20 protein-coding genes are annotated in these 20,396 nt (G+C 35.5%); 9 read left to right on the forward strand and 11 right to left on the reverse strand.

Annotated elements, in window-relative coordinates; genetic code table 11:
- Positions 1–5: 5 nt before the first annotated feature.
- Positions 6–1,262 carry an alkaline phosphatase family protein gene (locus AAEU33_RS17635; protein ID WP_345989292.1) on the reverse strand — a complete coding sequence of 419 codons (1,257 nt, stop codon included), beginning with the start codon at positions 1,260–1,262 and terminating at the stop codon, positions 6–8.
- Between the two features lie 260 nt (positions 1,263–1,522).
- Here AAEU33_RS17635 and AAEU33_RS17640 point away from each other — a divergent pair, with 260 nt between their 5' ends.
- A complete protein-coding gene (locus AAEU33_RS17640) occupies positions 1,523–2,353 on the forward strand; it encodes a GLPGLI family protein (RefSeq protein WP_345989294.1) in 831 nt (276 codons plus the stop codon).
- A gap of 25 nt (positions 2,354–2,378) precedes the next feature.
- Here AAEU33_RS17640 and AAEU33_RS17645 read toward each other — a convergent pair whose 3' ends face one another.
- Complete coding sequence (locus AAEU33_RS17645; RefSeq protein ID WP_345989296.1) at positions 2,379–2,552, reverse strand: hypothetical protein; 174 nt, start codon at positions 2,550–2,552, stop codon at positions 2,379–2,381.
- Between the two features lie 228 nt (positions 2,553–2,780).
- On the opposite strand from AAEU33_RS17645, the gene AAEU33_RS17650 reads away from it, so the two are divergent.
- Positions 2,781–3,929: a hypothetical protein gene (locus AAEU33_RS17650; protein WP_345989298.1), complete on the forward strand. Its 1,149-nt coding sequence runs from the start codon at positions 2,781–2,783 to the stop codon at positions 3,927–3,929.
- Positions 3,930–4,013: 84 nt separating this feature from the next.
- Here the strand turns inward: AAEU33_RS17650 and AAEU33_RS17655 are convergent, their stop codons facing one another.
- Positions 4,014–4,382 carry a helix-turn-helix transcriptional regulator gene (locus AAEU33_RS17655; RefSeq protein WP_345989300.1) on the reverse strand — a complete coding sequence of 123 codons (369 nt, stop codon included), beginning with the start codon at positions 4,380–4,382 and terminating at the stop codon, positions 4,014–4,016.
- A 233-nt stretch (positions 4,383–4,615) separates the two neighbouring features.
- Between AAEU33_RS17655 and AAEU33_RS17660 the strand changes: the two genes are divergently transcribed.
- Positions 4,616–4,744: a hypothetical protein gene (locus AAEU33_RS17660; RefSeq protein ID WP_345989302.1), complete on the forward strand. Its 129-nt coding sequence runs from the start codon at positions 4,616–4,618 to the stop codon at positions 4,742–4,744.
- 13 nt (positions 4,745–4,757) lie between these two features.
- Here AAEU33_RS17660 and AAEU33_RS17665 read toward each other — a convergent pair whose 3' ends face one another.
- From AAEU33_RS17665 to AAEU33_RS17680, 4 genes are all read right to left on the reverse strand, one after another.
- A complete protein-coding gene (locus AAEU33_RS17665; protein ID WP_345989304.1) occupies positions 4,758–5,483 on the reverse strand; it encodes a hypothetical protein in 726 nt (241 codons plus the stop codon).
- A 126-nt stretch (positions 5,484–5,609) separates the two neighbouring features.
- Positions 5,610–5,948, reverse strand: coding sequence for a hypothetical protein (locus tag AAEU33_RS17670; protein ID WP_345989306.1), 339 nt, complete (start codon positions 5,946–5,948; stop codon positions 5,610–5,612).
- A gap of 37 nt (positions 5,949–5,985) precedes the next feature.
- Positions 5,986–6,708 (reverse strand): putative phage abortive infection protein, encoded by a 723-nt coding sequence (locus AAEU33_RS17675; protein ID WP_345989308.1) that lies wholly within the window; start codon positions 6,706–6,708, stop codon positions 5,986–5,988.
- A gap of 265 nt (positions 6,709–6,973) precedes the next feature.
- Positions 6,974–7,360 (reverse strand): helix-turn-helix domain-containing protein, encoded by a 387-nt coding sequence (locus AAEU33_RS17680; protein ID WP_345989310.1) that lies wholly within the window; start codon positions 7,358–7,360, stop codon positions 6,974–6,976.
- 179 nt (positions 7,361–7,539) lie between these two features.
- On the opposite strand from AAEU33_RS17680, the gene AAEU33_RS17685 reads away from it, so the two are divergent.
- Entirely contained in the window at positions 7,540–8,172 is a 633-nt protein-coding gene (locus AAEU33_RS17685) for an NAD(P)H-dependent oxidoreductase (protein WP_345989312.1), read from the forward strand.
- Positions 8,173–8,536: 364 nt separating this feature from the next.
- Positions 8,537–8,926, forward strand: a complete 390-nt coding sequence (locus AAEU33_RS17690) for a surface-adhesin E family protein (protein ID WP_345989314.1) — start codon at positions 8,537–8,539, stop codon at positions 8,924–8,926.
- Positions 8,927–9,068: 142 nt separating this feature from the next.
- Here AAEU33_RS17690 and AAEU33_RS17695 read toward each other — a convergent pair whose 3' ends face one another.
- Positions 9,069–10,013, reverse strand: a complete 945-nt coding sequence (locus AAEU33_RS17695; RefSeq protein ID WP_345989316.1) for an alpha/beta hydrolase — start codon at positions 10,011–10,013, stop codon at positions 9,069–9,071.
- A 260-nt stretch (positions 10,014–10,273) separates the two neighbouring features.
- On the opposite strand from AAEU33_RS17695, the gene AAEU33_RS17700 reads away from it, so the two are divergent.
- From AAEU33_RS17700 to AAEU33_RS17715, 4 genes are all read left to right on the forward strand, one after another.
- On the forward strand, positions 10,274–11,257 hold the full coding sequence (locus AAEU33_RS17700) for an aldo/keto reductase (RefSeq protein ID WP_345989318.1): 984 nt from the start codon (positions 10,274–10,276) through the stop codon (positions 11,255–11,257).
- Between the two features lie 82 nt (positions 11,258–11,339).
- On the forward strand, positions 11,340–12,248 hold the full coding sequence (locus AAEU33_RS17705) for a helix-turn-helix transcriptional regulator (RefSeq protein ID WP_345989320.1): 909 nt from the start codon (positions 11,340–11,342) through the stop codon (positions 12,246–12,248).
- A 2,268-nt stretch (positions 12,249–14,516) separates the two neighbouring features.
- Positions 14,517–15,416 (forward strand): SDR family oxidoreductase, encoded by a 900-nt coding sequence (locus tag AAEU33_RS17710; RefSeq protein ID WP_345989322.1) that lies wholly within the window; start codon positions 14,517–14,519, stop codon positions 15,414–15,416.
- A gap of 82 nt (positions 15,417–15,498) precedes the next feature.
- On the forward strand, positions 15,499–16,416 hold the full coding sequence (locus tag AAEU33_RS17715; RefSeq protein ID WP_345989324.1) for a helix-turn-helix domain-containing protein: 918 nt from the start codon (positions 15,499–15,501) through the stop codon (positions 16,414–16,416).
- Positions 16,417–16,475: 59 nt separating this feature from the next.
- Here AAEU33_RS17715 and AAEU33_RS17720 read toward each other — a convergent pair whose 3' ends face one another.
- The 3 genes from AAEU33_RS17720 to AAEU33_RS17730 all read right to left on the reverse strand — a co-directional run bounded on the left by AAEU33_RS17720 (position 16,476) and on the right by AAEU33_RS17730 (position 20,342).
- Complete coding sequence (locus tag AAEU33_RS17720) at positions 16,476–17,765, reverse strand: hypothetical protein (RefSeq protein WP_345989326.1); 1,290 nt, start codon at positions 17,763–17,765, stop codon at positions 16,476–16,478.
- A gap of 185 nt (positions 17,766–17,950) precedes the next feature.
- Positions 17,951–18,352, reverse strand: a complete 402-nt coding sequence (locus AAEU33_RS17725; protein ID WP_345989328.1) for an ACT domain-containing protein — start codon at positions 18,350–18,352, stop codon at positions 17,951–17,953.
- 184 nt (positions 18,353–18,536) lie between these two features.
- Complete coding sequence (locus AAEU33_RS17730) at positions 18,537–20,342, reverse strand: serine hydrolase (RefSeq protein ID WP_345989330.1); 1,806 nt, start codon at positions 20,340–20,342, stop codon at positions 18,537–18,539.
- Positions 20,343–20,396 lie beyond the last annotated feature (54 nt).

Genomic DNA, 20,396 nt, shown 5'->3' on the forward strand with positions numbered 1-20,396 from the left:
ATTCCTTATTTATTTTGTTGAGTGATCCACGTATTCAGAAAGCCTTCTTTGGTTTTCAGAACAATCTTGTAGATATTGGAATGATCGAGTTTTTGTTTTGATATAAACTTACCACTGCTCAGATCTGCCTGTCCCAACAACTGGTAATAGTCTTTACCACCGGTTTTGAAATTATTGGTAGTGGTTGCATACACCTCCGCAGATTCCTTCGTGGGTGTTACTACTTTCCACGTTACTTCCAATGTTCTGTCGGTTAACAAAGAGGCATTCAGCTGGCTTACCGCTCTGTTTTTAAGCAAATCGATTCCGTCCATTTCCTGTTGAACATTCTCAGGTACTTTGATACTGAGAAAATCAGTCATCGTAGGAAGAATATCTGTAATGGCAACACGATTATTTTTGGCATATGCGTTAATATTGGGTTTATTGATTGCAATCCAGGTATCCCGTTCTCTATCACTTTGCCCGCCATGCCCTTTTCCGTTACTGGCAGATCTTCCATGATCCGTTGTAACGATGAATAACCAATCCTCTCCATGCTTTGCCTCTCGCTCTTTTACGGCATCATATATTTTTCCGATCAGCCTGTCTTCGAAGGAGATTGCCTTATACAAAATATCTCCATCTCCGTGGCGATGTCCCATATCATCAGAGAATTCCAGGTATACCCAAGACAAATCAGGGGCATTTTCTTTAATATAGCTTGCTGCTTTTCCTGCCACCAGGCTATCGATCTTACGGATATATCCGCTTTGTTTGTCGTGTGGAAATTTCAAGGTATCCTTTTCCAACCCATCATAAGAAAAATCCATTTTTATTTTTCCTGTAGCCGCCAGACCTTCACCGATCAGTTTCGTGCGGTTGTCTTCCCAGGTTGAAAATACAGCTGTCTTTTTGCCGGGATACTGATCTTTAAAAAGCCTGAAAATGGTTGGATAGCTATAATTAGGATCTTTAATATCGTTATCAAAAACATGATGCTTATTCACCCAGGTTCCTGTCAGCAAACTATTGTATCCTACTGCTGAAATCGTGGGTGTTTCACTGTACCCTCCTTTTTCTCCTCCTACATACGCTTTCAGGAGTGCACCGTCTTTTTTAATCTTTTTAAGATTGGGGATTTCAGACTTGTCCAGCATATCTTCAGCGATACCATCTACGATAATAAAAACTACTTTTTTTTGTGGCGAATGTTTCTGTGCGTGCCCGGTAATACCGGTGAAAGAAAGAAGAATAAAAAGAGAAGTTTTGAAAAGGTTCATGCTACATTTTTTATAGGGGCAAAATTCCATAAAAAACAGACAGTATCTTTTAACAAACCGTTAACAAGTTTAAATAATATATTAACTTTCATTAAACACCTTCATCATGCAACTCAATACATACATAAGCCGTTATTAATTAATTATGAAAAAATACATCCCAATATTTTGATTAAACTTTAAATTATTCCTATTTACATCCTATTTAATTTTAAAAAAAACAATATATTAACTGAATTATAATCCGCCCACTTTCAGTTATGTATAAAGTAGTATTTTTCTTTTTATTTGTTTCTTTATTTATTAAATCACAAAACAAACGTTTTGTATATGAGTATGTTTTTGCAAAGGATTCAACGCATCTTGAAAATAAAGAAAAAGAGATTTTGAATCTGGATATCGGAAAGGAAGGATCTAAATTTTATGCAGCTCAAGTTTTAGTACTTGATTCTTTAATAAAAAATAAAGAGACTCCTATGGGAGATTTTCCTTATCAAAAAATAGGTTTTTTAGATGTAGTCGTAAAAAAATATCCCAGTTTTGATATGAATTTCTATACAAGCTGCCTTGTTGATTACAACGTGAGTTTGCATAAAAAATTAGATTGGCAAGTTTTTCCAGAGAAAAAGAATATTCTAGGATATTCTGTCCAGCGAGCAACCACTACTTTATATAAAAGAAAATGGACGGTATGGTTTACCACCGACATTCCGGTACAGGATGGACCTTACTTATTTCAAGGATTACCAGGCTTGATCATAAAAGCAGAAGACGATCAACGAAGTATTTCATTTAATCTAATTGGAATACAATCTTTGCATCGTTTTGACATTAGTGAAATTCCTTATTATTTCAAGTCAGATCTATTACAGATTTCTGAAAAGGACTTGAAAAACGCTATTAAGAATTTTCATGATAAACCTTCTGTACAAATGCATGATGAAGGCGACCCACGAGCTCTTAATATACAAAATTTTCATATTGACGGTAAAGAAGTATCCCGTTCCGAGTTTTACAGAATTATGGAGCAAAATAACAAAGAAGCAATAAAAAAGACGAACAATCTTTTAAACTATGATATTATAAAATAAGGGGAATTGACAGAATCTTATAATACTAACATATAAACTGCCTTATAGCCTGGTCAACCAATTTTCTGTATAGAAATCCATCTCTATAAAATGCCATATGAAAAAATTCAAAGGATATAGTATATCCTGCTTTCTTAAGATCTGCGGACTCATTGTGATAATCCGGAGATAAGGGTAATGTGATGGTTATAATTTTCATGATACTATTTTAGTTTTTTATGATCTTTCTATAAGCTTTCAGTTCTGCGAACAGACCAAAGTAACGGAGAAACCGAAAGAAATGGCAGCATATAAATAACCAAATAGTGATTTACGTAGAAACACGAAAAGGGCCGGAAAATGCTATATTTTATAATAAACTTAATATCTACTTTATTAATCATACTCAGAGTTTTATTATTACATTTGAAATAATATTCTAAAAACTATGAGTAACCAAAAAAGAGAAGAACAATTTAGTAAAGTATTCAGTCGTTATGGAAATAGAATAGTTACCCAAGATGATAATTACTTAAATCAGTTCCGTGCTACTTGCCAAGAAACTCTTGCAAAATACACAGATCTAGATATATATTTCGATATCATTGACAATTCAAGAGTAAATGCAGTTGCAACAAAATATGAAGGCTCTTATTTTATTGCAATATCTAAGGGTACGATTAAGATATTTGAATATTATGCTAGAAAATTCAGCGCTAATCCAAATATTTTATCTGATTTTGGGCCTTCGAATCAAGAGAATAATGTAATTAAATTACAGAATTCAATCATTATTAAAGATGAAATTTACATCATTGAAGAAGATCCACCAGTCTCGCCAATAACAAAAGAACGTCGTACATTAGCTGAACTGATCTTTTCTCAATCAATTTTAAATATTATTTTTCATGAATTGGGACACATAGTTAATGGTCACATTGACTTCTTAGAGTCTTCTAAAATTCATTATTTAGAAGAGGTACAAACAGAATCAAACAAACTAACAAGCATTCTTAGTCTACATCGTCAAACTCTCGAAATAGATGCAGATGCATTTTCTGCAATTGAAACACTTCGGGAAATGTTAGCAATTTTTGATTCTAAAGAAGACAAGTTTAAAGAAATTTTACCAAATTATAGATCCGTATTCAAACTGTGGTCTTTTGTGCGCCAAATGTGTTGGAGAATAATGGAAAATAACTATATTGGAAAAGGTCTATTAGAGATAACACATCCGCCAACAAGTCTTAGATCTCAATATACACGCATCGCAAATTTGGATCTAGTTAAAGGAAGAGGAGGAAGTAGTCTATTAGATGACTTTGAAACTTCATATACATTAGGTGTATCACAAGCTGATAACGCATTCAGAATTATTTCAGAAATGGATACTATTCCTCCTGTTTTATCTAAAGAACTATCTAATTATCATTTTCATCACGGAGCTCTCATATTCTGCCATTGGGATTTTATCCGTGAAGATTTGTTGCCTCTTGCAAGCTATTCTCTAAGAGACCCCAATATTCGCGATGATCAATATAATGAAATTTTAAAAGGGTATAAACAAGTAATATCAAGACTAAATTTACAAACCTAGTATTATAGATTTATTCTTGATACAAAAAATACTGCCTCGTTGGAGACAGTATGTATATTGATGATCTGTTTTTCTGAAACAGATTTATTTTCCAGATTTTAATCTTTTATTTTCTTCTTTTAAAGCTTCGATCTGCTCTTTAAGAAGATTGATGTATTCCTGTTGGTTTTCTAAGATATACTCAGGAATATTATAATATTGATTAAAATTATTATTTGCTGACTGATCGTTAAAAACAAGGTTATCATTGTTTACGACACGGGCGGATCTTTCTTCTTTAATTTCTTCTACAGGAACTTCTAACGCTTTCGCTAACTTCTCCCACTCATCCTCAAATATTTTGACATCTCCACTTTCCTTCCGTGAATAGTTGGAAACATCTGTTGATAAAATTTTTGACATGTATTCCTGAGTGTACCCTCGCTGCTTTCTTAGACTTCTTAGCTTTTCCATAGTGGTTTGTTGTGCTTTGTACAAATATAGAGAAAATTTGTTTTTATATATTGTGTTTCCTTGCTGAATAATAGTAATTCGGGATTTTAAAAATAAGTTAAATTTGAAATATGAAAATAATAGACAATAAGGCAATATTTGATTCTGAACGTGAAGCAAGTTGCCATAACGGATTTATAGGGATCAATTGAAATCTACAAATTTCCGAAGGTTCAGATGGCGACTTTCACATTATGGGTCAAGATTATGATGAGGAAAAAGAAAAGTTGACAGCTGATGAAAAGATTGAATTAGCTGACTTTATGGTTAATCAATGGAATCATTATAAGAATTTTGCTAAACCTGAACAACTTAAAGTATAAAATAAAGCCATAATTAAGGAGTTGTTTTGTTTTGAAATATTACTTTATAGTGTATTAATTCGTTTTGCCATAAGTAATTCCATGGCTCTACTTGAGTGTGAAATACATAATAAATATAAATTGAAAACCTTACAAAAACTGTAAATAAACCAATAAAATAAATTATCTGAGGTATATTAAAATTTAACATTCTATACCTTTTTACAATTTGAATGAATTTATTAGCTTTCAATGCGTCCTTCTTAAAAGCTACAGTTGATCTTTCAAGTATAATTCCATATTCTTGCATTTCTTTAGCAATCCCTTCTAATTGTTCAAGCAATTCTTTTCGTTTTTCAATTATAATAGTTTGATTTGAGAATTCTTCAGTAATAATTTTACGCCTTTCAGTTAACTCACCAAGTTTGTTTTCAGCAAATGCTATAAGAGAAAGAGTTTCGTTTTTAAATACTTCATATTCTTCAGGGACAAAATTTGAATGATTATCAGCATCATAGGATAAGATGAATTGCTGATAGTAATAAAAATTAACAAATATTAATACTAAAGTAAGTACAGTAGTATTGATTGAAATTGAAATGCCTTCAATTTCAATACCGTTAATTGTCAGAAAGTTTAAAGAAATTAAAATAATAAAAGCGGAGGTTAAAACCGTTCTATTTCCAAAATTTAAAGTTTGTTCACTGAGATATGAATTTGCTTTTTTCATATCTAATTTAAGACTTTCTTTATATTCCACGATTCCTTAGTTTTTATCAAATATAATAAAAAGTTAACTAGTAATAGTTTACTATAGTTGACCTATCATATATTTCCTAAAACTTCCATTATTTATTAATACCTCATCTCGAATAACTACCTCACATCAATGGTTGTAATTCTCTTCTCGATACTTTTGATCATTTTCTCTGACAAGTGGTTCCTTTAGGTAAATAAGGAGATTAGCAAATCCATGAGATAGATCCGGAAGTCGCTCACTATCTATTTGTTTGTATAGTCGTTCAATTCTTGTTGTTAGTTTTTGGTAAATATGGGAAAGGTATTTATCATTGTAGAAATGGAAACAGTAATATTTAATTCCTGGTAGATCATCACCAAATATAATATCTTCACGGTACCCCATAAAGGTAGGGGTAAGAGCGATAAAATGCATTTCCATTTCATCTGTGAGACGATCATATTCTTTGTATTCTGCTGGTGTCATTTAGTTTCGATTTCTTTTAAAAATACTTTACTAAATTTTAATTATAAACCCTTTTATTATAATAATTTCTAATATTAAGATGTGGAATATGTATGAGTAACAAATCTTCAAAAATGGGAAACTTTTCAATCATATTTTTTACAATTAAATCATTATTATACAAGCAACCATAATAAAGCAACGCAATTTCATCTAACGACAAGTTAGCTTTAAATATTCTAAAATATTTCATTTTATCAATTCTTTCTGAAGTATCGATTAATTCTATGATACTATATAAAATGCGTAAATGATGATCCATTTCTGATCTATGGACTTGATGTATTTCAATGTATAAATTTCTAACTTCAGTAAGGTCTATAGTTCCTTTAGAATAACATAATTCACGTAATGAATGCATGAAATCCCAAGAAAGTCTATTTAAATATTTTCGGCCTTTTAAATCATCTCTTTCAACAGTCGTAACAAAGTTAGAATAAAGTGATAACATTTGAAAAAAGGTATTTTCAAAATTTTGGACATTGCTCAAGTCTCTTTGATTATTAATATCACGCCTCTGCAATAAAATAGTTACAATCAGACCAACAAAAGACAAACCAGTAAATAAGGCATTAGCTGCTCCAAACATGTCCCCAAAAGTGCCTCTAGTATTTTCATTTACATCTTGTCCAATATATAATGTTGATAATATTACAGCTGCTATAAAGAGGATTGCTAAAATAATAAACACTACTAAATAATCTGGTTTTGTTGGCTTCATATGTTTTTAGTTTTCGCAAATATAAATAAAAAAGCCACCTACAACAGACCCCTTAAATTTTGCTTATTTTCCTCTAAGAAATTAGGTTTTCTTTTTCTTCTCATAATCATTTCTCTGTTATCATTTACCCATGAAATAAATTATCAAGAACATCTGATACAAAGTTCGCAAATGATTCGGGTGAAAGATTTTATCCATTGTTTATTTCAATGATTAATTTCCCCTCGCTAGCTCGAGCGTCACGCTCGTTGATCTTCCTTCTGGCTCAATTCACAACCTCCGCAACCACCTCACTTCCCTTCTGCAATAAATCCTTCCTATACTTCATCCCCCACTCACCCATCGTATCAATAATCGTATGGAGACTTTCACCAAAACAGGTCAGTTCATAATCTACAGAAACGGGCATGGTATTATTCTGGGTTCTTTTGATCAGGTTATTCATTTCCAGTTCTTTTAATTCCTTGGAAAGGGTTTTTGACGCGATGCCTTCTACCTGTCTTTTCAGATCCATAAACCGCATTTTTCCTATATAGTACAAATGGCTTATGATGAGCGTTTTCCATTTCCCATCCAGCAGATACATCGTATCACGTACGCCACGGATGTGGTTTTGGCATTTTATTGAGATCTCAATTTTATCTTTTTTCATACCCAGAAAATTAGACTTTAAAATTACGGAATTATTTATATTAAAAGTCACCTGGTTACTTTTTTGTAACTGGTTACCAATGGGTAACAGGTGTGTTTTGGAAACCAAAACTCCCTAACTTTGTTCCATCAAAATGAGATAAAAACCTCAACAATTTTTAATAAAAAACACTCAACATTATGTCATTACAAGAAACATTACAATGGAGATTTGCCACTAAAAGCTATAATGGTAAAACAGTAGAAAATGAAAAGATTGAGCAGATCCTGGAAGCGATCCGGATGTCGCCTTCAAGTTCGGGTCTACAGCCTTTTAAGGTTTTGGTGATCACCAATCAGGAATTGAAGAAAAAGTTGTATCCTTATTCATGGGAACAAAAACAGATTCTTCAGGCTTCTCACTTGCTGGTTTTTGCAGCATGGGATGAGTACACTCCGGAAAGAGTAAACACCTTTTTCGAATTTAGTAATAAAGAACGCAACCTGCCTTCCAGTGCCACCGATGACTACCGTTTAAAGCTTCTCGGCATTCTGGAAAAAAGAAGTAAAGACCAGCATTTTGTAGGTGCTGCCCATCAGGCTTACCTCGCATTAGGATTTGGCCTTCTTGCCGCAGCCGATCTGAAAGTAGATGCCACTCCTCTGGAAGGATTTGACAGTGAAGCGTATGATGAGATTCTTAATCTTCATGAACAGGGATTAAAGAGTACGGTTCTTTTAGCATTGGGATACAGGGATGAAGAGAATGACTGGCTGGTAAACCTGAAAAAAGTAAGGAGATCTAATGAAGAGCTGTTTATTGAGATGAATTAGGGTGGAAATTAGAAATTAGAGCTTAGAAGTTAGACGTTAGATAATTAGATGATAAGAGATCTTCATTGAATTAATAATAGAGATCTCTTATTATTTTTTTATATAATTCTCCTTTAAGATGGTATGGTATACTACAGAATCGTGGCTTTCCATATTGAGTAAAAGATTCACTTAAATAAATTTATCAATATTGAAAATTGGATTAATAATATTAAAACGAACAGTAAACTTCATTCAAAACACTATCAAACAGCCTATTAAGGCTCAATTTCAAAGCTAAATATTTTTACGATAATGATTAATTCCGTATTTTTAAAATTATCAGATTTTATTCAAATAATTTCTAATAAATTTTTACACAAATATGAAAAGATCTTTAATTCTACTCCCTTTATTTATCGGAGCCAATTTATTTGCACAAGAATGGAAATATGTAACAGCAACGGATGATGGTACAATTTACCATTTTAAGCCTAACAACGATAATACTGCATGGATAAAACAAACATCCAATAAAATAGAATACTATCCCGATAACAAAGTGGGAAGTAAAAAAACAACTGATGGCTATAAAATTTTATTATATAAATTTGATTGTTCAAAAAAACAACTTGGAATGATTCAGGTAACAATTTATAATAAAGATGGAAAATACCTAAATAATTTTGAAACAAAAGAATTTTTAGTCGAAATGAGTTATGTAGTTCCTGATTCAGTTGGTGAAAATATTTTAAATGCAATGTGTAATTATTAAATAAAATTTATGCTAATCAAATGCAAACAAATTTAAGTTTATGAAAAGCTTGTAAAATAACTTTGTATCTTAACAAGAAACCGGCCTTAAGGTAAAAGAAGAGAGCCTCCGTTATCGGTAGGCTCTCAATTAAAAACAAAAACTACTCACTCAAAAACGCCACAGCCTTCGCCACAAACGCATCATGATTCTGAAAGAAAGAAGCATGTCCTGAATCCGGAAAAATCACGAGTTCCGCATGCTCCAAATTTTGTTTCATATTCTGTGCATTCTGAACCGATACGGGAAGGTCATTTTCCCCGTGAACGATAAGCACCTTATTTTTGATCATTTTTATTTCTTCAAGAGCGTTGGCATCAGGTTGTGCCCAACTCAGAACAGCCGTAAACTGAGCATTGGAAGTCGCATCGCTTAATGCATGATCCCGATCCGTTGTACGAAGCTGAATCCTCTCATAAGATAGCTTTCCTGCCGCAATACTCGCTGCAGATTGGGTAAATCCAAATTTCAGGAAAGATTCTTCAGGACTTAATCCTGCAGTTCCGGCAATAATATTCGGCAAATTGGATAATCCGATTGCACCTTTAGGTCCGGTACCTGTTAAAATAACTTTATTGATGAGTGTAGGTTGCGTTAAAACCACTCTTTGTGTCACAAATCCTCCCATCGAAAAGCCCATAATATTTACTTTCGTCAGGTTGAGTGCCTTGATAAAGGCAATGGCATCATCGGCCATTCCCTGCACGGTATTAGGGGTTGTTCCCTGGGAAGAAGCCACGCCCTGGTTATCGAATATAATGATCTTATATTTCTGAGCCAGCCCGTCTGTGACTGCCGGATCCCAGTCGTCCATGGAGCCTCCCAATCCAGGTAATAATACCAACGGTATCCCTCCTTCTTTTCCCCAGGTACGATAAGCGATGTCATTCCCCTTTACTTTTATAAATTTTGTTTTGGCGTTGCGGTGGTTCACCATCTGGACTTCCTGGGTGATGATCTCACTTTCTTCACTGCATGACACAGTTGCTACTGAAAATAGCGTTACACATAAAATACTTGCTGCTGAAATGGTTCTGAATGCTTTCATTGTTGTTTATTTTTGTATGATTATGGTGCAAACATAAAGCGCACAAAAAGGCGGAACACTTACAAAGTACCCCAAACGGACAATTTCAGAGGTTAATCAGACATTTACCTCACTTAAAAAAGCTTCTTCCCTACCGTTTATTTCCATGAAATGCATTTCTGCCGATTTTCCGCAATCTGGCTACGTGATCCCTCAATCAGGCTACATAAACCTTATGCTATAAGCTGAACTTTGCGATATCAACTTTAAATAAGAATACAATGAAATCAAGAAAATTGAGAACTCTCGAGGTATCGAGTATAGGTTATGGCAGTATGGGACTCAGCCAGGGGTACGGATCAGTACCAGAACGGAAAGAATCCATAGAGTTACTTCACAATACCTATGATCTTGGCTGTACTTTTTTTGACACTGCAGAAGCCTACGCCATGGGAGCTAATGAAGAATTAGTGGGTGAAGCTTTAGCCGGTTTCAGGAATGAGGTGAGCATTGCCTCCAAATTCTGGATTCAGGATAGCATAGAAAATTATTCCGCAGAAAAACTAATGGGAGTGATCCGAAATAAAATAGAAGGCTCATTAAAAAGATTGAAAACAGACCACATCGAACTTTATTATCAGCACCGTGTAAACAAAGATATTCCTGTAGAAGATATAGCCTGGTGTATGGGTGAGCTGATCAGGGAAGGAAAAATACTGGGCTGGGGCCAATCACAAGCCACAGAAGAAGAGATCAGGAAAGCACATGCCGTAACACCCATTACCGCGATTCAAAGTGAATACTCTATTATGGCCCGGCAGTTTGAAAAAAATGTGATACCGACCTGCGGAGAACTGGGAATCGGTTTTGTAGCCTTCTCGCCTTTAGCTAACGGATTCCTGTCCGGTCAAGTAAACGCAGATACATCATTTACCGGAATTGATGCCCGTAGAGTAATCACCCGCTTTCAAAAAGATAACATTCTCGCAAATCAGCCTCTATTGGATCTCTTGCATGGGTTTGCCACTATGAAAGAAGCAACTCCCGCGCAGATCTCCCTGGCGTGGATGCTCCATAAAAATGATTTTATCGTACCGATTCCGGGTTCAAGAAATTTAAAAAGGATCCGCGAGAATATAGAATCTTCTGATATTGTCCTTACTGAAGATGAATTTAAGCAGATAGAAACAGCACTGGCTACCATTCAGGTTTATGGCGACAGAAAAGATGAAGATCTGGCAAAACTAAGAACATTAAAAGATTAAACTGATAATAGAAAAGTCGGTTCTTTAAGGCAATTTATTTGTAAATTGTAAAAGAATTTCTGATCGGATACAATTATTTAAAATGGATAAAAACATTCCACAAAAATTTGAATCTTTATACGACTTGCATAAGGTGTTCGGGCTTCCCAAGCCCGTACATCCTTTGGTAAGTTTTATCAATATCAGAGACATCCGAATCAATACGGATGAACTTTCCCCAACCATGATGTTGAATTTTTATAAGATCGCCTGCAAAACAGATCTATGCAGCCACGCACGGTACGGGCAAAACTATTATGATTTTCGCGAAGGTGGACTGGTATTCACTGCCCCCAACCAGATCTTTGAAAGCCCGGATGACCAAACGAATTCCGGCTTTATCCTGCTTTTTCATCCCGATTTTATATTGTCTTATCCTCTGGTAAAAAAAATAAAGGAATATGGCTTCTTTTCCTACGCTGCCAACGAAGCTTTACTTCTCTCGGAAAAAGAAAAGGAAACCATTTTATCGGTTTTTAAAATCATTGAGGAAGAACTCAATAACCGGATCGATGATTTCAGTCAGGATGTAATGATTGCACAAATAGAGCTTCTATTAAGCTACAGCAACCGGTTTTATAAACGACAGTTTATTACCCGAAAAGCAGTGAACCACAGTATACTTGAAAAATTTGAAGAAGTTCTTGATCAATCATTCAATAATTCAAGCCTATTGGAACATGGAATTCCCACAGTTCATTCCCTAGCAGAAAAACTGAGTATTTCCGCCAGTTACCTGAGCGATCTTTTACGGTCACTAACCGGACAGAATACCCAACAATATATTCATCAGAAACTCAGCAATCTTGCAAAGGAAAAACTGTCAACCACACAATTATCAATCAGTGAAATTGCTTATGAGCTTGGATTTGAGCATCCGCAATCTTTTAGTAAGTTTTTTAAGAAAATGGTGAAGGTAACGCCTATTGCATTTAGGGAATCGTTTAATTGAAGATTTTTTTAATCTGCGAAATGCTCATAAATTGGGGTTGGATAAACCGATTGTTATATTCTTTTGTCTTGAAACAAAAGAAACAAAAATTCAAGACTGGATACTTTCGCTAAAAATGTATTCTGTTCTCTAAAAATTCTAAAACTTGCGCGAGTTCAGAATAAGTTATTCGATTCGGTATGGTTGTCGCGCTTCGGACAGTAGAATTTTTTTTGCGTTCACAGAATACATTTTCTTTACGCTACAGCTTCCGAGGTCGATTAGGAATTGACTTCAAAGTTGAAATATAGGTCTTTTTTAAATTTGCAAAATCTGTGGGAGATAAACCTACCGTCATTGTGAGGAACAAAGCAATCTTTTTTATTATGTTCTTTTACCTTGAAGCAAAAGAAACAAAAATTCAAGACTGGAATCTTTCGCTAAAAATGAATTCTGTTCTCTAAAAATTCTAAAACTTGCGCGAATTCAGGATAAGTTATTCGATTCGGTATTGTTGTCGCGCTTCGGACAGTAGAATTTTCTTTACGTTCACAGAAATCATTTTCTTTACGCTACAGCTTCCGAGGTCGGTTAAGAATTGACTTCAAAGTTGAAATATAGGTCTTTTTTAAATCTGCAAAATCTGTGGGAGATAAACCTACCGTCATTGTGAGGAACAAAGCAATCTTTTTTATTATGTTCTTTTACCTTGAAGCAAAAGAAACAAAAATTCAAGACTGGAATCTTTCGCTAAAAATGAATTCTGTTCTCTAAAAATTCTAAAACTTGCGCGAGTTCAATATGAGCTGTCCGATTCGGTATTCTTGTCGCGCTTCGGACAGTAGAATTTTCTTTACGTTCACAGAAATCATTTTCTTTACGCTACAGCTTCCTAGGTAGGTTAAGAATTGACTTCAAAGTTGAAATATAGGTCTTTTTTAAATCTGCAAAATCTGTGGGAGATAAACCTACCGTCATTGCGGGGAACAAAGCAATCTTTTTTATTATGTTCTTTTACCTTGAAGTAAAAGAACCAAAAGTTCAAGACTGGAATCTTTCGCTAAAAATGAATTCTGTTCTCTAAAAATTCTAAAACTTGCGCGAATTCAGGATAAGTTATTCGATTCGGTATTGTTGTCGCGCTTCGGACAGTAGAATTTTCTTTACGTTCACAGAAATCATTTTCTTTACGCTACAGCTTCCGAGGTCGGTTAAGAATTGACTTCAAAGTTGAAATATAGGTCTTTTTTAAATCTGCAAAATCTGTGGGAGATAAACCTACCGTCATTGTGAGGAACAAAGCAATCTTTTTTATTATGTTCTTTTACCTTGAAGTAAAAGAACCAAAAATTCAAGACTGGAATCTTTCGCTAAAAATGAATTCTGTTCTCTAAAAATTCTAAAACTTGCGCGAGTTCAATATGAGCTGTCCGATTCGGTATTCTTGTCGCGCTTCGGACAGTAGAATTTTCTTTACGTTCACAGAAATCATTTTCTTTACGCTACAGCTTCCTAGGTAGGTTAAGAATTGACTTCAAAGTTGAAATATAGGTCTTTTTTAAATCTGCAAAATCTGTGGGAGATAAACCTACCGTCATTGCGGGGAACAAAGCAATCTTTTTTATTATGTTCTTTTACCTTGAAGTAAAAGAACCAAAAGTTCAAGACTGGAATCTTTCGCTAAAAATGAATTCTGTTCTCTAAAAATTCTAAAACTTGCGCGAATTCAGGATAAGTTATTCGATTCGGTATTGTTGTCGCGCTTCGGACAGTAGAATTTTCTTTACGTTCACAGAAATCATTTTCTTTACGCTACAGCTTCCGAGGTCGGTTAAGAATTGACTTCAAAGTTGAAATATAGGTCTTTTTTAAATCTGCAAAATCTGTGGGAGATAAACCTACCGTCATTGCGGGGAACAAAGCAATCTTTTTTATTATGTTCTTTTACCTTGAAGTAAAAGAACCAAAAGTTCAAGACTGGAATCTTTCGCTAAAAATGAATTCTGTTCTCTAAAAATTCTAAAACTTGCGCGAATTCAGGATAAGTTATTCGATTCGGTATTGTTGTCGCGCTTCGGACAGTAGAATTTTCTTTACGTTCACAGAAATCATTTTCTTTACGCTACAGCTTCCTGGGTCGATTTATAATGATGCAGTTTAAAAAATATGAAGCTATTTTATTTATCACGTGTTTTCAATTATGCGTTTTCCGGCTACAACAAAGTGTGTTTTGGCTACATAGAGAAATCCTGTTCTTTCCAACTTTGTAGTGTTAAAAACAAATAGAAAATGAAAGTATTTGTAACAGGAGCTACAGGATTTATAGGCTCTGCAACAGTAAAAGAATTACAATCCGGCGGACATCAGGTTATAGGATTAGCCCGTTCTGAGGAATCCGCGGAAAAACTAAGGAAGTCCGGTGTAGAAGTATATTACGGAGATCTCAGTCAACCAGAGACATTGATAGAAGCAGTTGAAAAAGCTGATGCAGTAATTCATCTTGGGTTTATCCATGATTTCAGCAAGTTTAAAGAAATGTGTATCCTGGACGGAAAGGTCATTGAAACGATCGGCTCTGTACTGGAAGGAACACAAAAGCCATTTGTTATTACTTCAGGAATCGGTGTGCTTAAAAAACAAGGTATGATTACGGAAAAAGATATGCCGGAAGGTAATAGCATCCCAAGGATTATTACAGAACATGCAGCAGACAAAGTAGCTGCTAAAGGAGTTCAGGTATCCGTTGTCCGTCTTCCCCCTGTGGTACATGACCTGGGAGATAAAATTGGCTTTATTCCTTCGTTGATTGGGATAGCAAAAGTAAAAGGTTTTTCTGCATACATTGACAACGGTAAGAATTTCTGGCCTGCAGTACACCGTAAAGATGCGGCCAAACTCTTCCGACTGGCCGTAGAAAACCATTCTGTTAACGGAATACGCTACCACGGAGTTGCAGAAGAAGGCATAGAATTTAAAAAGATCGCCGAAACGATAGGTACAAAACTGGGTATACCAGCACGTTCCATTTCAGCAGGTGAGGTAGCAGATCACTTTACCTGGTTTGCCCATTTTGCAGAATTTGACGTCCTTGCTTCAAGCGCTGCAACACGGGAAATATTAAATTGGGAGCCAAATGAAATCGATTTGCTATCGGATTTACACGGAGAAATTTATTTTCCTGCTCAATAAATTGTAAATTTACTATACCACATCAGGGAAGAGTATGTGATAACTATTTACATATTCTTCTCTTTTTATACCCTAAAAGATTATGTCGGCAAAAGAACCCATAAGGATCAAAACGATTTCACAATTTCATGCTTTGCGTGGCTTACCAAAGCCTAAACATCCGCTGATCAGCATCATTGATTTTAGAGATATGCAAAAACCCGATAAAGGAAGTGAAAGCCTGGTATTTGATTTTTACTCCCTTTCAGTAAAAAGAAATATGAACCATAAATACAAATATGGACAGCAAGACTATGATTTTGATGAAGGCATATTATTTTTTATGGCTCCGAACCAGGTACTCCGGATTGAAATGGACAACCAGCCACGTCCCGCTGAAGGCTGGATGCTGATGATCCATCCTGATTTTTTATGGAATAAACCCCTGGCTAAAACTATAACCCAATATGAATTTTTCGATTATTCCCTGCATGAAGCCCTTTTTCTTTCTGAAGATGAAGAGCAGATCCTTCAGCTTCTGATAGATAATATTCGAAAGGAATACAATACCAATACGGATAAGTTCAGCAGTGATATCATGGTTTCATTACTGGAAACGCTTTTTAATTATTCAAACCGATTTTACCAGCGCCAATTCATTACCCGTGATAAGGCACATCATGAAATCCTTGAACGGTTAGAAATCCTACTCAACCAATATTTCAACAGTGAAATGATCATAAATAATGGCATCCCAAGTGTTCATTATATTTCCGGAGAGCTCGGTATTTCTACAGGATATCTGAGAACATTACTCCAAAACCTTACCGGACAAAGCACCCAACAGTTCATTCATCAGAAACTGACCGAAAAAGCAAAGGAAAAACTCAGCACAACAGGCAGCACCGTAAGTGAGATTGCTTATGAATTAGGATTTGAGCATCCACAGTCTTTCAGCAAATTCTTTAAGAAAATGACGAATACCACTCCACTTGGATTTAGGGAACTTTATCACAATTAAAATCAGTCTGTAAATTTTTCTGATTCTACCTTATCATTTATAAAATTCCATTGGCTGCCTTAAGGTTTTACCTTCTTCCTTTCATACATCATCACTATAATCATGGCTATGACAAAAAAAGCATATACGTATTGAGTACGGGAAACACCTACTCCAAAAGGAAACCAGATTCCCTGAATGTGAAGCGCTGACAATTCCTGTGAAAATAAACCTGCGGAAATCAATAATACAGCAGGAAGGTATTTTATTTTTTCCTGATGCTTCATTCCTTTGAATATTATGTATACCATTAACACAACAAACAACAATCTTACATATTGGGATAGTTGTTGAAATAAATGATGTGAAAGGGGTCCGGAAATCCACGATAGCCCGAAAAACTGGCAGCCCATATACATCACAGTGAGGACTATTGCCGTTATAAATATCCAAGTTAATTGACGCAAATTAAACCAGTCTCTCCACGCTACAATCCATGCCCCAAGCGCCAACGGCATTAGAATTACTGTTGTCACCACATCGATCCCATGTGCGGTTTCTATCTGAAACCAGTAAAAAAAAGCTTGATTGGCTCGGACAAAAGCCAGTAACAATAAGCCAATAATAAACCATTTGTAGTATTTTACAGGCTTCCAAAAAAAGATCAGAATTCCTAAAAGAATAAATAATACAGGCTCAATGACTTCTACAACATAGCCCTTTATGGTTTGCCCCCATTGCTGTTTGTATTTTAGCTCAACAATCCTTTTATCACCAATTTCAGGCGCAATATGAATTCCACCTGCATCAGAAAGCTGCTCCAAAGTACCCGGACTCATCCATACCCTGAAAGCAATCGTAATTTCTTTTTTTTTCTTCACGGTTTCTGGAAGCATGAAAATCTGTGGCTGTATGCTGTAAGCAATAGGTACTGGTCTGGAAAAATCTCCTGCATTACCCAATAACACTCCGTTAACGAACAATTGATAAGCATCATCAACAGCGGGCGGACCGGTTAAAGCCAGATCATTGTCTTCGAATCCCTTCAGTGAAACTCTGATCCGGTACCATGCATATCCGGAATATTTAGGATATCCCTTAACTGACCAGCCTCCAACATAGCCCGACAGCCCCACATCGCCATCATGGGCTCCGGGAGGTGCAGTAAAATCTACTGTTTCCCAACTTGAATCATCAAAATCAGGATGAGCCCATGCCTTCTGATCTCCGGTTTTAAATTTCCATGGTCCATTAAGAACTATTTTTAATGGTTTTGTCTTGTCAGAGGCTTTTAAAAAGCAACAAGATCCCAAGGCAAACACCAAAATCCATATTCTTAAAGAGAAATGAATATTTTTTAAATCAATCATGCTTACTACCATTTATATTGCTAATTTTCAGCTATATAAAAATAAGCAAATCCTGAAGATTATTTTTGATTATTCGATTTTTATAGCCCGAAATGTAATTTTCCGACAATCATTCTGATAATATTATCTTCAGAATATCCTCTACTGTTTGTAAATATTTGAAGAATTTCCTTTTCAATGGAACTTCATTGCTCCGCTTTGATTGCTTTCAAAGCTCCCATTGCTTTTTCTGCATCATCTTTTGCAACAAAAATATGATCATGAAAATAAGCTGCCACCACATTGCAGCTAATGCCTTCGTGCTTCAGTACGTTAGCGAATGCAGCCGTAAGCCCTACGGCTTCAAGTGAGGAATGAATACTCAAAGTGATCCATGAAGAAACATAATTGTATTCCAAATTCCATTTTTCAGCGACCGCCTTTTCCAGAACAACGGTTATGGCTTCTTTTTCACGAAAGAAAAATACAAGTTTTTCTATATCCGGAATCTCATGTAAATGACCTACTTTGCAAAAAACATATTCCCCTGAATTCAACACCGGTTCCATATGTTGCAGCAATATTTTTAAATCTGTTTCTCCTGACATCTTTTTTTGTACAAAACTACAGGTTAAGCCTTAGGATTTATTTATCAATTGATAAAAAATGCTTCGTGATAGTTATTTAATGGAACTATGAACCACAATACGTAAAATACTCATTGAATTAAACCGTGAAATAGGAACGGCAAAATGAACGCCCCTGGAATTCAGGGGCGCTAATTAAAAACTTTTATTTTGTTGTTTTTAAAATCTTAATTGCATTTTCATTATCCGGATTGATTTTCAGTACTTTCCGGTAATTTTCCAAAGCTTTATCTTTTTGTCCTGCTTCAAGATAGGCTTCTCCAAGACTGTCGTAAGTATTTGCACTTTGAGGATACAATTGGGTATTGACACGGAAAAAATCTATTGCATTGGTATATTTCTTTTCGCGAAGTAAGGTATACCCCAGACCGTTAATATAGTCTTCGGAAAGCATTTCATTATCCGCATCTTCTTTTTTTGCTTTTTTATAAGCTTCCAGACCTTTTTCAAAATATCCTTCAAGAATCAATTCCAATGGTCCTTTCTCATCTTTCGCCCATTGTGGGTTTTCTGAACGGATGGTTTTATTCAGGAGTGTTTCCACCAATTCACGTTTTCCTGTCTTTGGGTTAGTCCTAAAACTTATTTTAAAATTCCAGTTTCTTAACGCATAGTTATTTTCCCCGATTTTAAGAAGTTCAATCGGTGCTTCCACATTCATCTTCATCATCAGTTTTCCCTTTTCCTGATAGATTCTGTAAACACCATACTTATTGAATTTATATCGACCGGTATTGCTGAAATCCTCTTGTTTTAAAGGTAAAATTTTAAGAGTGGGTGCCATAAATTCCGGCCATTGATATTCAGTTGCCACAGAACGTATAACCTCATTGATAAACTGAGGTTTGTTGGTATTGGTTAATACTACAATTCCATCCCCACTTGTTTTACTCGCCGTAAAAAGGCTGGAAAAACCTTCATTCCAGCCACCGTGGGAGAAATATACCTGATTGCCATAGGTCTCCAGCATAACACCTAATCCCTCAAAAGTTTCAATGTAAGGAGTTGTAAATGTTTCCGCCATCTTTTTGGAAATAATGGTATTACTTTTACCATTCAACGTATTCTGGATATCGACCACAAAACGGGCATAGTCTTCTGCTGTGGACCATAAACCGGCGGCGGCCTGTTCAGGATAGATATGATATCTGCCCTGGACTTTAGTTCCGTTTTCTAAATATGCTGTTGCGGCAATTGCGGACTGAGATTCTGGCAAAGGCTGAGTGAAGCTGCTGTTCTTCATTCCCAGAGGCATCAGGATTTTTTCCTTCATCAAAGTTGCAAAATCCTTTCCTTCAATATCTGTAAGTATTTCCTGCAATACAGTATATCCACCTCCAGAGTAACGAAAAGATTTTCCGGGAAGCTTATCCACCTTCACAGCATCGGTATTGGCAGGCTTTTCTCCGTTCAACACCTGAATCACTGTAGGGAGAGGTTTTCCTGCCTCGTATCCGGGGAATCCATGTACGGTGAAACCGGCTGTATGGCTAAGAATATTCTTAAGCGTTACCGGCTTCTGTTTTGTCCACTCATTCTCAGGAATTTTCCAGGATTTCAGAAATCTGTTCACATCAGCATCGGGATCTATTTTTCCTTCCTCTACCTCCTTTAATGCAGCATATGCCGTTACGGGTTTACTCATAGAAGCAACCTGAAATAAGGTAGCGGTGGTAGCTGGAGTTTTATTTTCCACATCTGCGAGTCCATATGCTTTGGTCCATATCACCTGGTAATTTCTGATCACTGCTATACTGACGGCTGGAATATTATAAAACTTCATTCGGTCTTCCAGTTTCCATGCAGATTCTCCCTCAAATCTCACGGCAGGTAATAAACCTGATTCTATCCGGGCAATTTCATTTTTCAGCTGAGCATCTGTCTGTGCAGATAAAGAACTGGAAATCAGCCCCAGAAATAATACAATATAAAAACGAGTTCCGGTTTTCATAATTTTTAATTAATAGCCTAAAAATAAGTAAGTATTACGAATATCAGCGGAATT

Source organism: Chryseobacterium sp. Chry.R1 (assembly GCF_039645525.1).
GTDB lineage: Bacteria > Bacteroidota > Bacteroidia > Flavobacteriales > Weeksellaceae > Chryseobacterium > Chryseobacterium proteolyticum.

What these genes read in the sequence shown, in the direction of transcription:
- AAEU33_RS17635 (WP_345989292.1), bottom strand. Translation starts at nt 1,262, where the DNA reads ATGAACCTTTTCAAAACTTCTCTTTTTATTCTTCTTTCTTTCACCGGT.
- AAEU33_RS17640 (WP_345989294.1), top strand. Translation starts at nt 1,523, where the DNA reads ATGTATAAAGTAGTATTTTTCTTTTTATTTGTTTCTTTATTTATTAAA.
- AAEU33_RS17645 (WP_345989296.1), bottom strand. Translation starts at nt 2,552, where the DNA reads ATGAAAATTATAACCATCACATTACCCTTATCTCCGGATTATCACAAT.
- AAEU33_RS17650 (WP_345989298.1), top strand. Translation starts at nt 2,781, where the DNA reads ATGAGTAACCAAAAAAGAGAAGAACAATTTAGTAAAGTATTCAGTCGT.
- AAEU33_RS17655 (WP_345989300.1), bottom strand. Translation starts at nt 4,382, where the DNA reads ATGGAAAAGCTAAGAAGTCTAAGAAAGCAGCGAGGGTACACTCAGGAA.
- AAEU33_RS17660 (WP_345989302.1), top strand. Translation starts at nt 4,616, where the DNA reads ATGGGTCAAGATTATGATGAGGAAAAAGAAAAGTTGACAGCTGATGAA.
- AAEU33_RS17670 (WP_345989306.1), bottom strand. Translation starts at nt 5,948, where the DNA reads ATGACACCAGCAGAATACAAAGAATATGATCGTCTCACAGATGAAATG.
- AAEU33_RS17675 (WP_345989308.1), bottom strand. Translation starts at nt 6,708, where the DNA reads ATGAAGCCAACAAAACCAGATTATTTAGTAGTGTTTATTATTTTAGCA.
- AAEU33_RS17680 (WP_345989310.1), bottom strand. Translation starts at nt 7,360, where the DNA reads ATGAAAAAAGATAAAATTGAGATCTCAATAAAATGCCAAAACCACATC.
- AAEU33_RS17685 (WP_345989312.1), top strand. Translation starts at nt 7,540, where the DNA reads ATGTCATTACAAGAAACATTACAATGGAGATTTGCCACTAAAAGCTAT.
- AAEU33_RS17690 (WP_345989314.1), top strand. Translation starts at nt 8,537, where the DNA reads ATGAAAAGATCTTTAATTCTACTCCCTTTATTTATCGGAGCCAATTTA.
- AAEU33_RS17695 (WP_345989316.1), bottom strand. Translation starts at nt 10,013, where the DNA reads ATGAAAGCATTCAGAACCATTTCAGCAGCAAGTATTTTATGTGTAACG.
- AAEU33_RS17700 (WP_345989318.1), top strand. Translation starts at nt 10,274, where the DNA reads ATGAAATCAAGAAAATTGAGAACTCTCGAGGTATCGAGTATAGGTTAT.
- AAEU33_RS17705 (WP_345989320.1), top strand. Translation starts at nt 11,340, where the DNA reads ATGGATAAAAACATTCCACAAAAATTTGAATCTTTATACGACTTGCAT.
- AAEU33_RS17710 (WP_345989322.1), top strand. Translation starts at nt 14,517, where the DNA reads ATGAAAGTATTTGTAACAGGAGCTACAGGATTTATAGGCTCTGCAACA.
- AAEU33_RS17715 (WP_345989324.1), top strand. Translation starts at nt 15,499, where the DNA reads ATGTCGGCAAAAGAACCCATAAGGATCAAAACGATTTCACAATTTCAT.
- AAEU33_RS17720 (WP_345989326.1), bottom strand. Translation starts at nt 17,765, where the DNA reads ATGATTGATTTAAAAAATATTCATTTCTCTTTAAGAATATGGATTTTG.
- AAEU33_RS17725 (WP_345989328.1), bottom strand. Translation starts at nt 18,352, where the DNA reads ATGTCAGGAGAAACAGATTTAAAAATATTGCTGCAACATATGGAACCG.
- AAEU33_RS17730 (WP_345989330.1), bottom strand. Translation starts at nt 20,342, where the DNA reads ATGAAAACCGGAACTCGTTTTTATATTGTATTATTTCTGGGGCTGATT.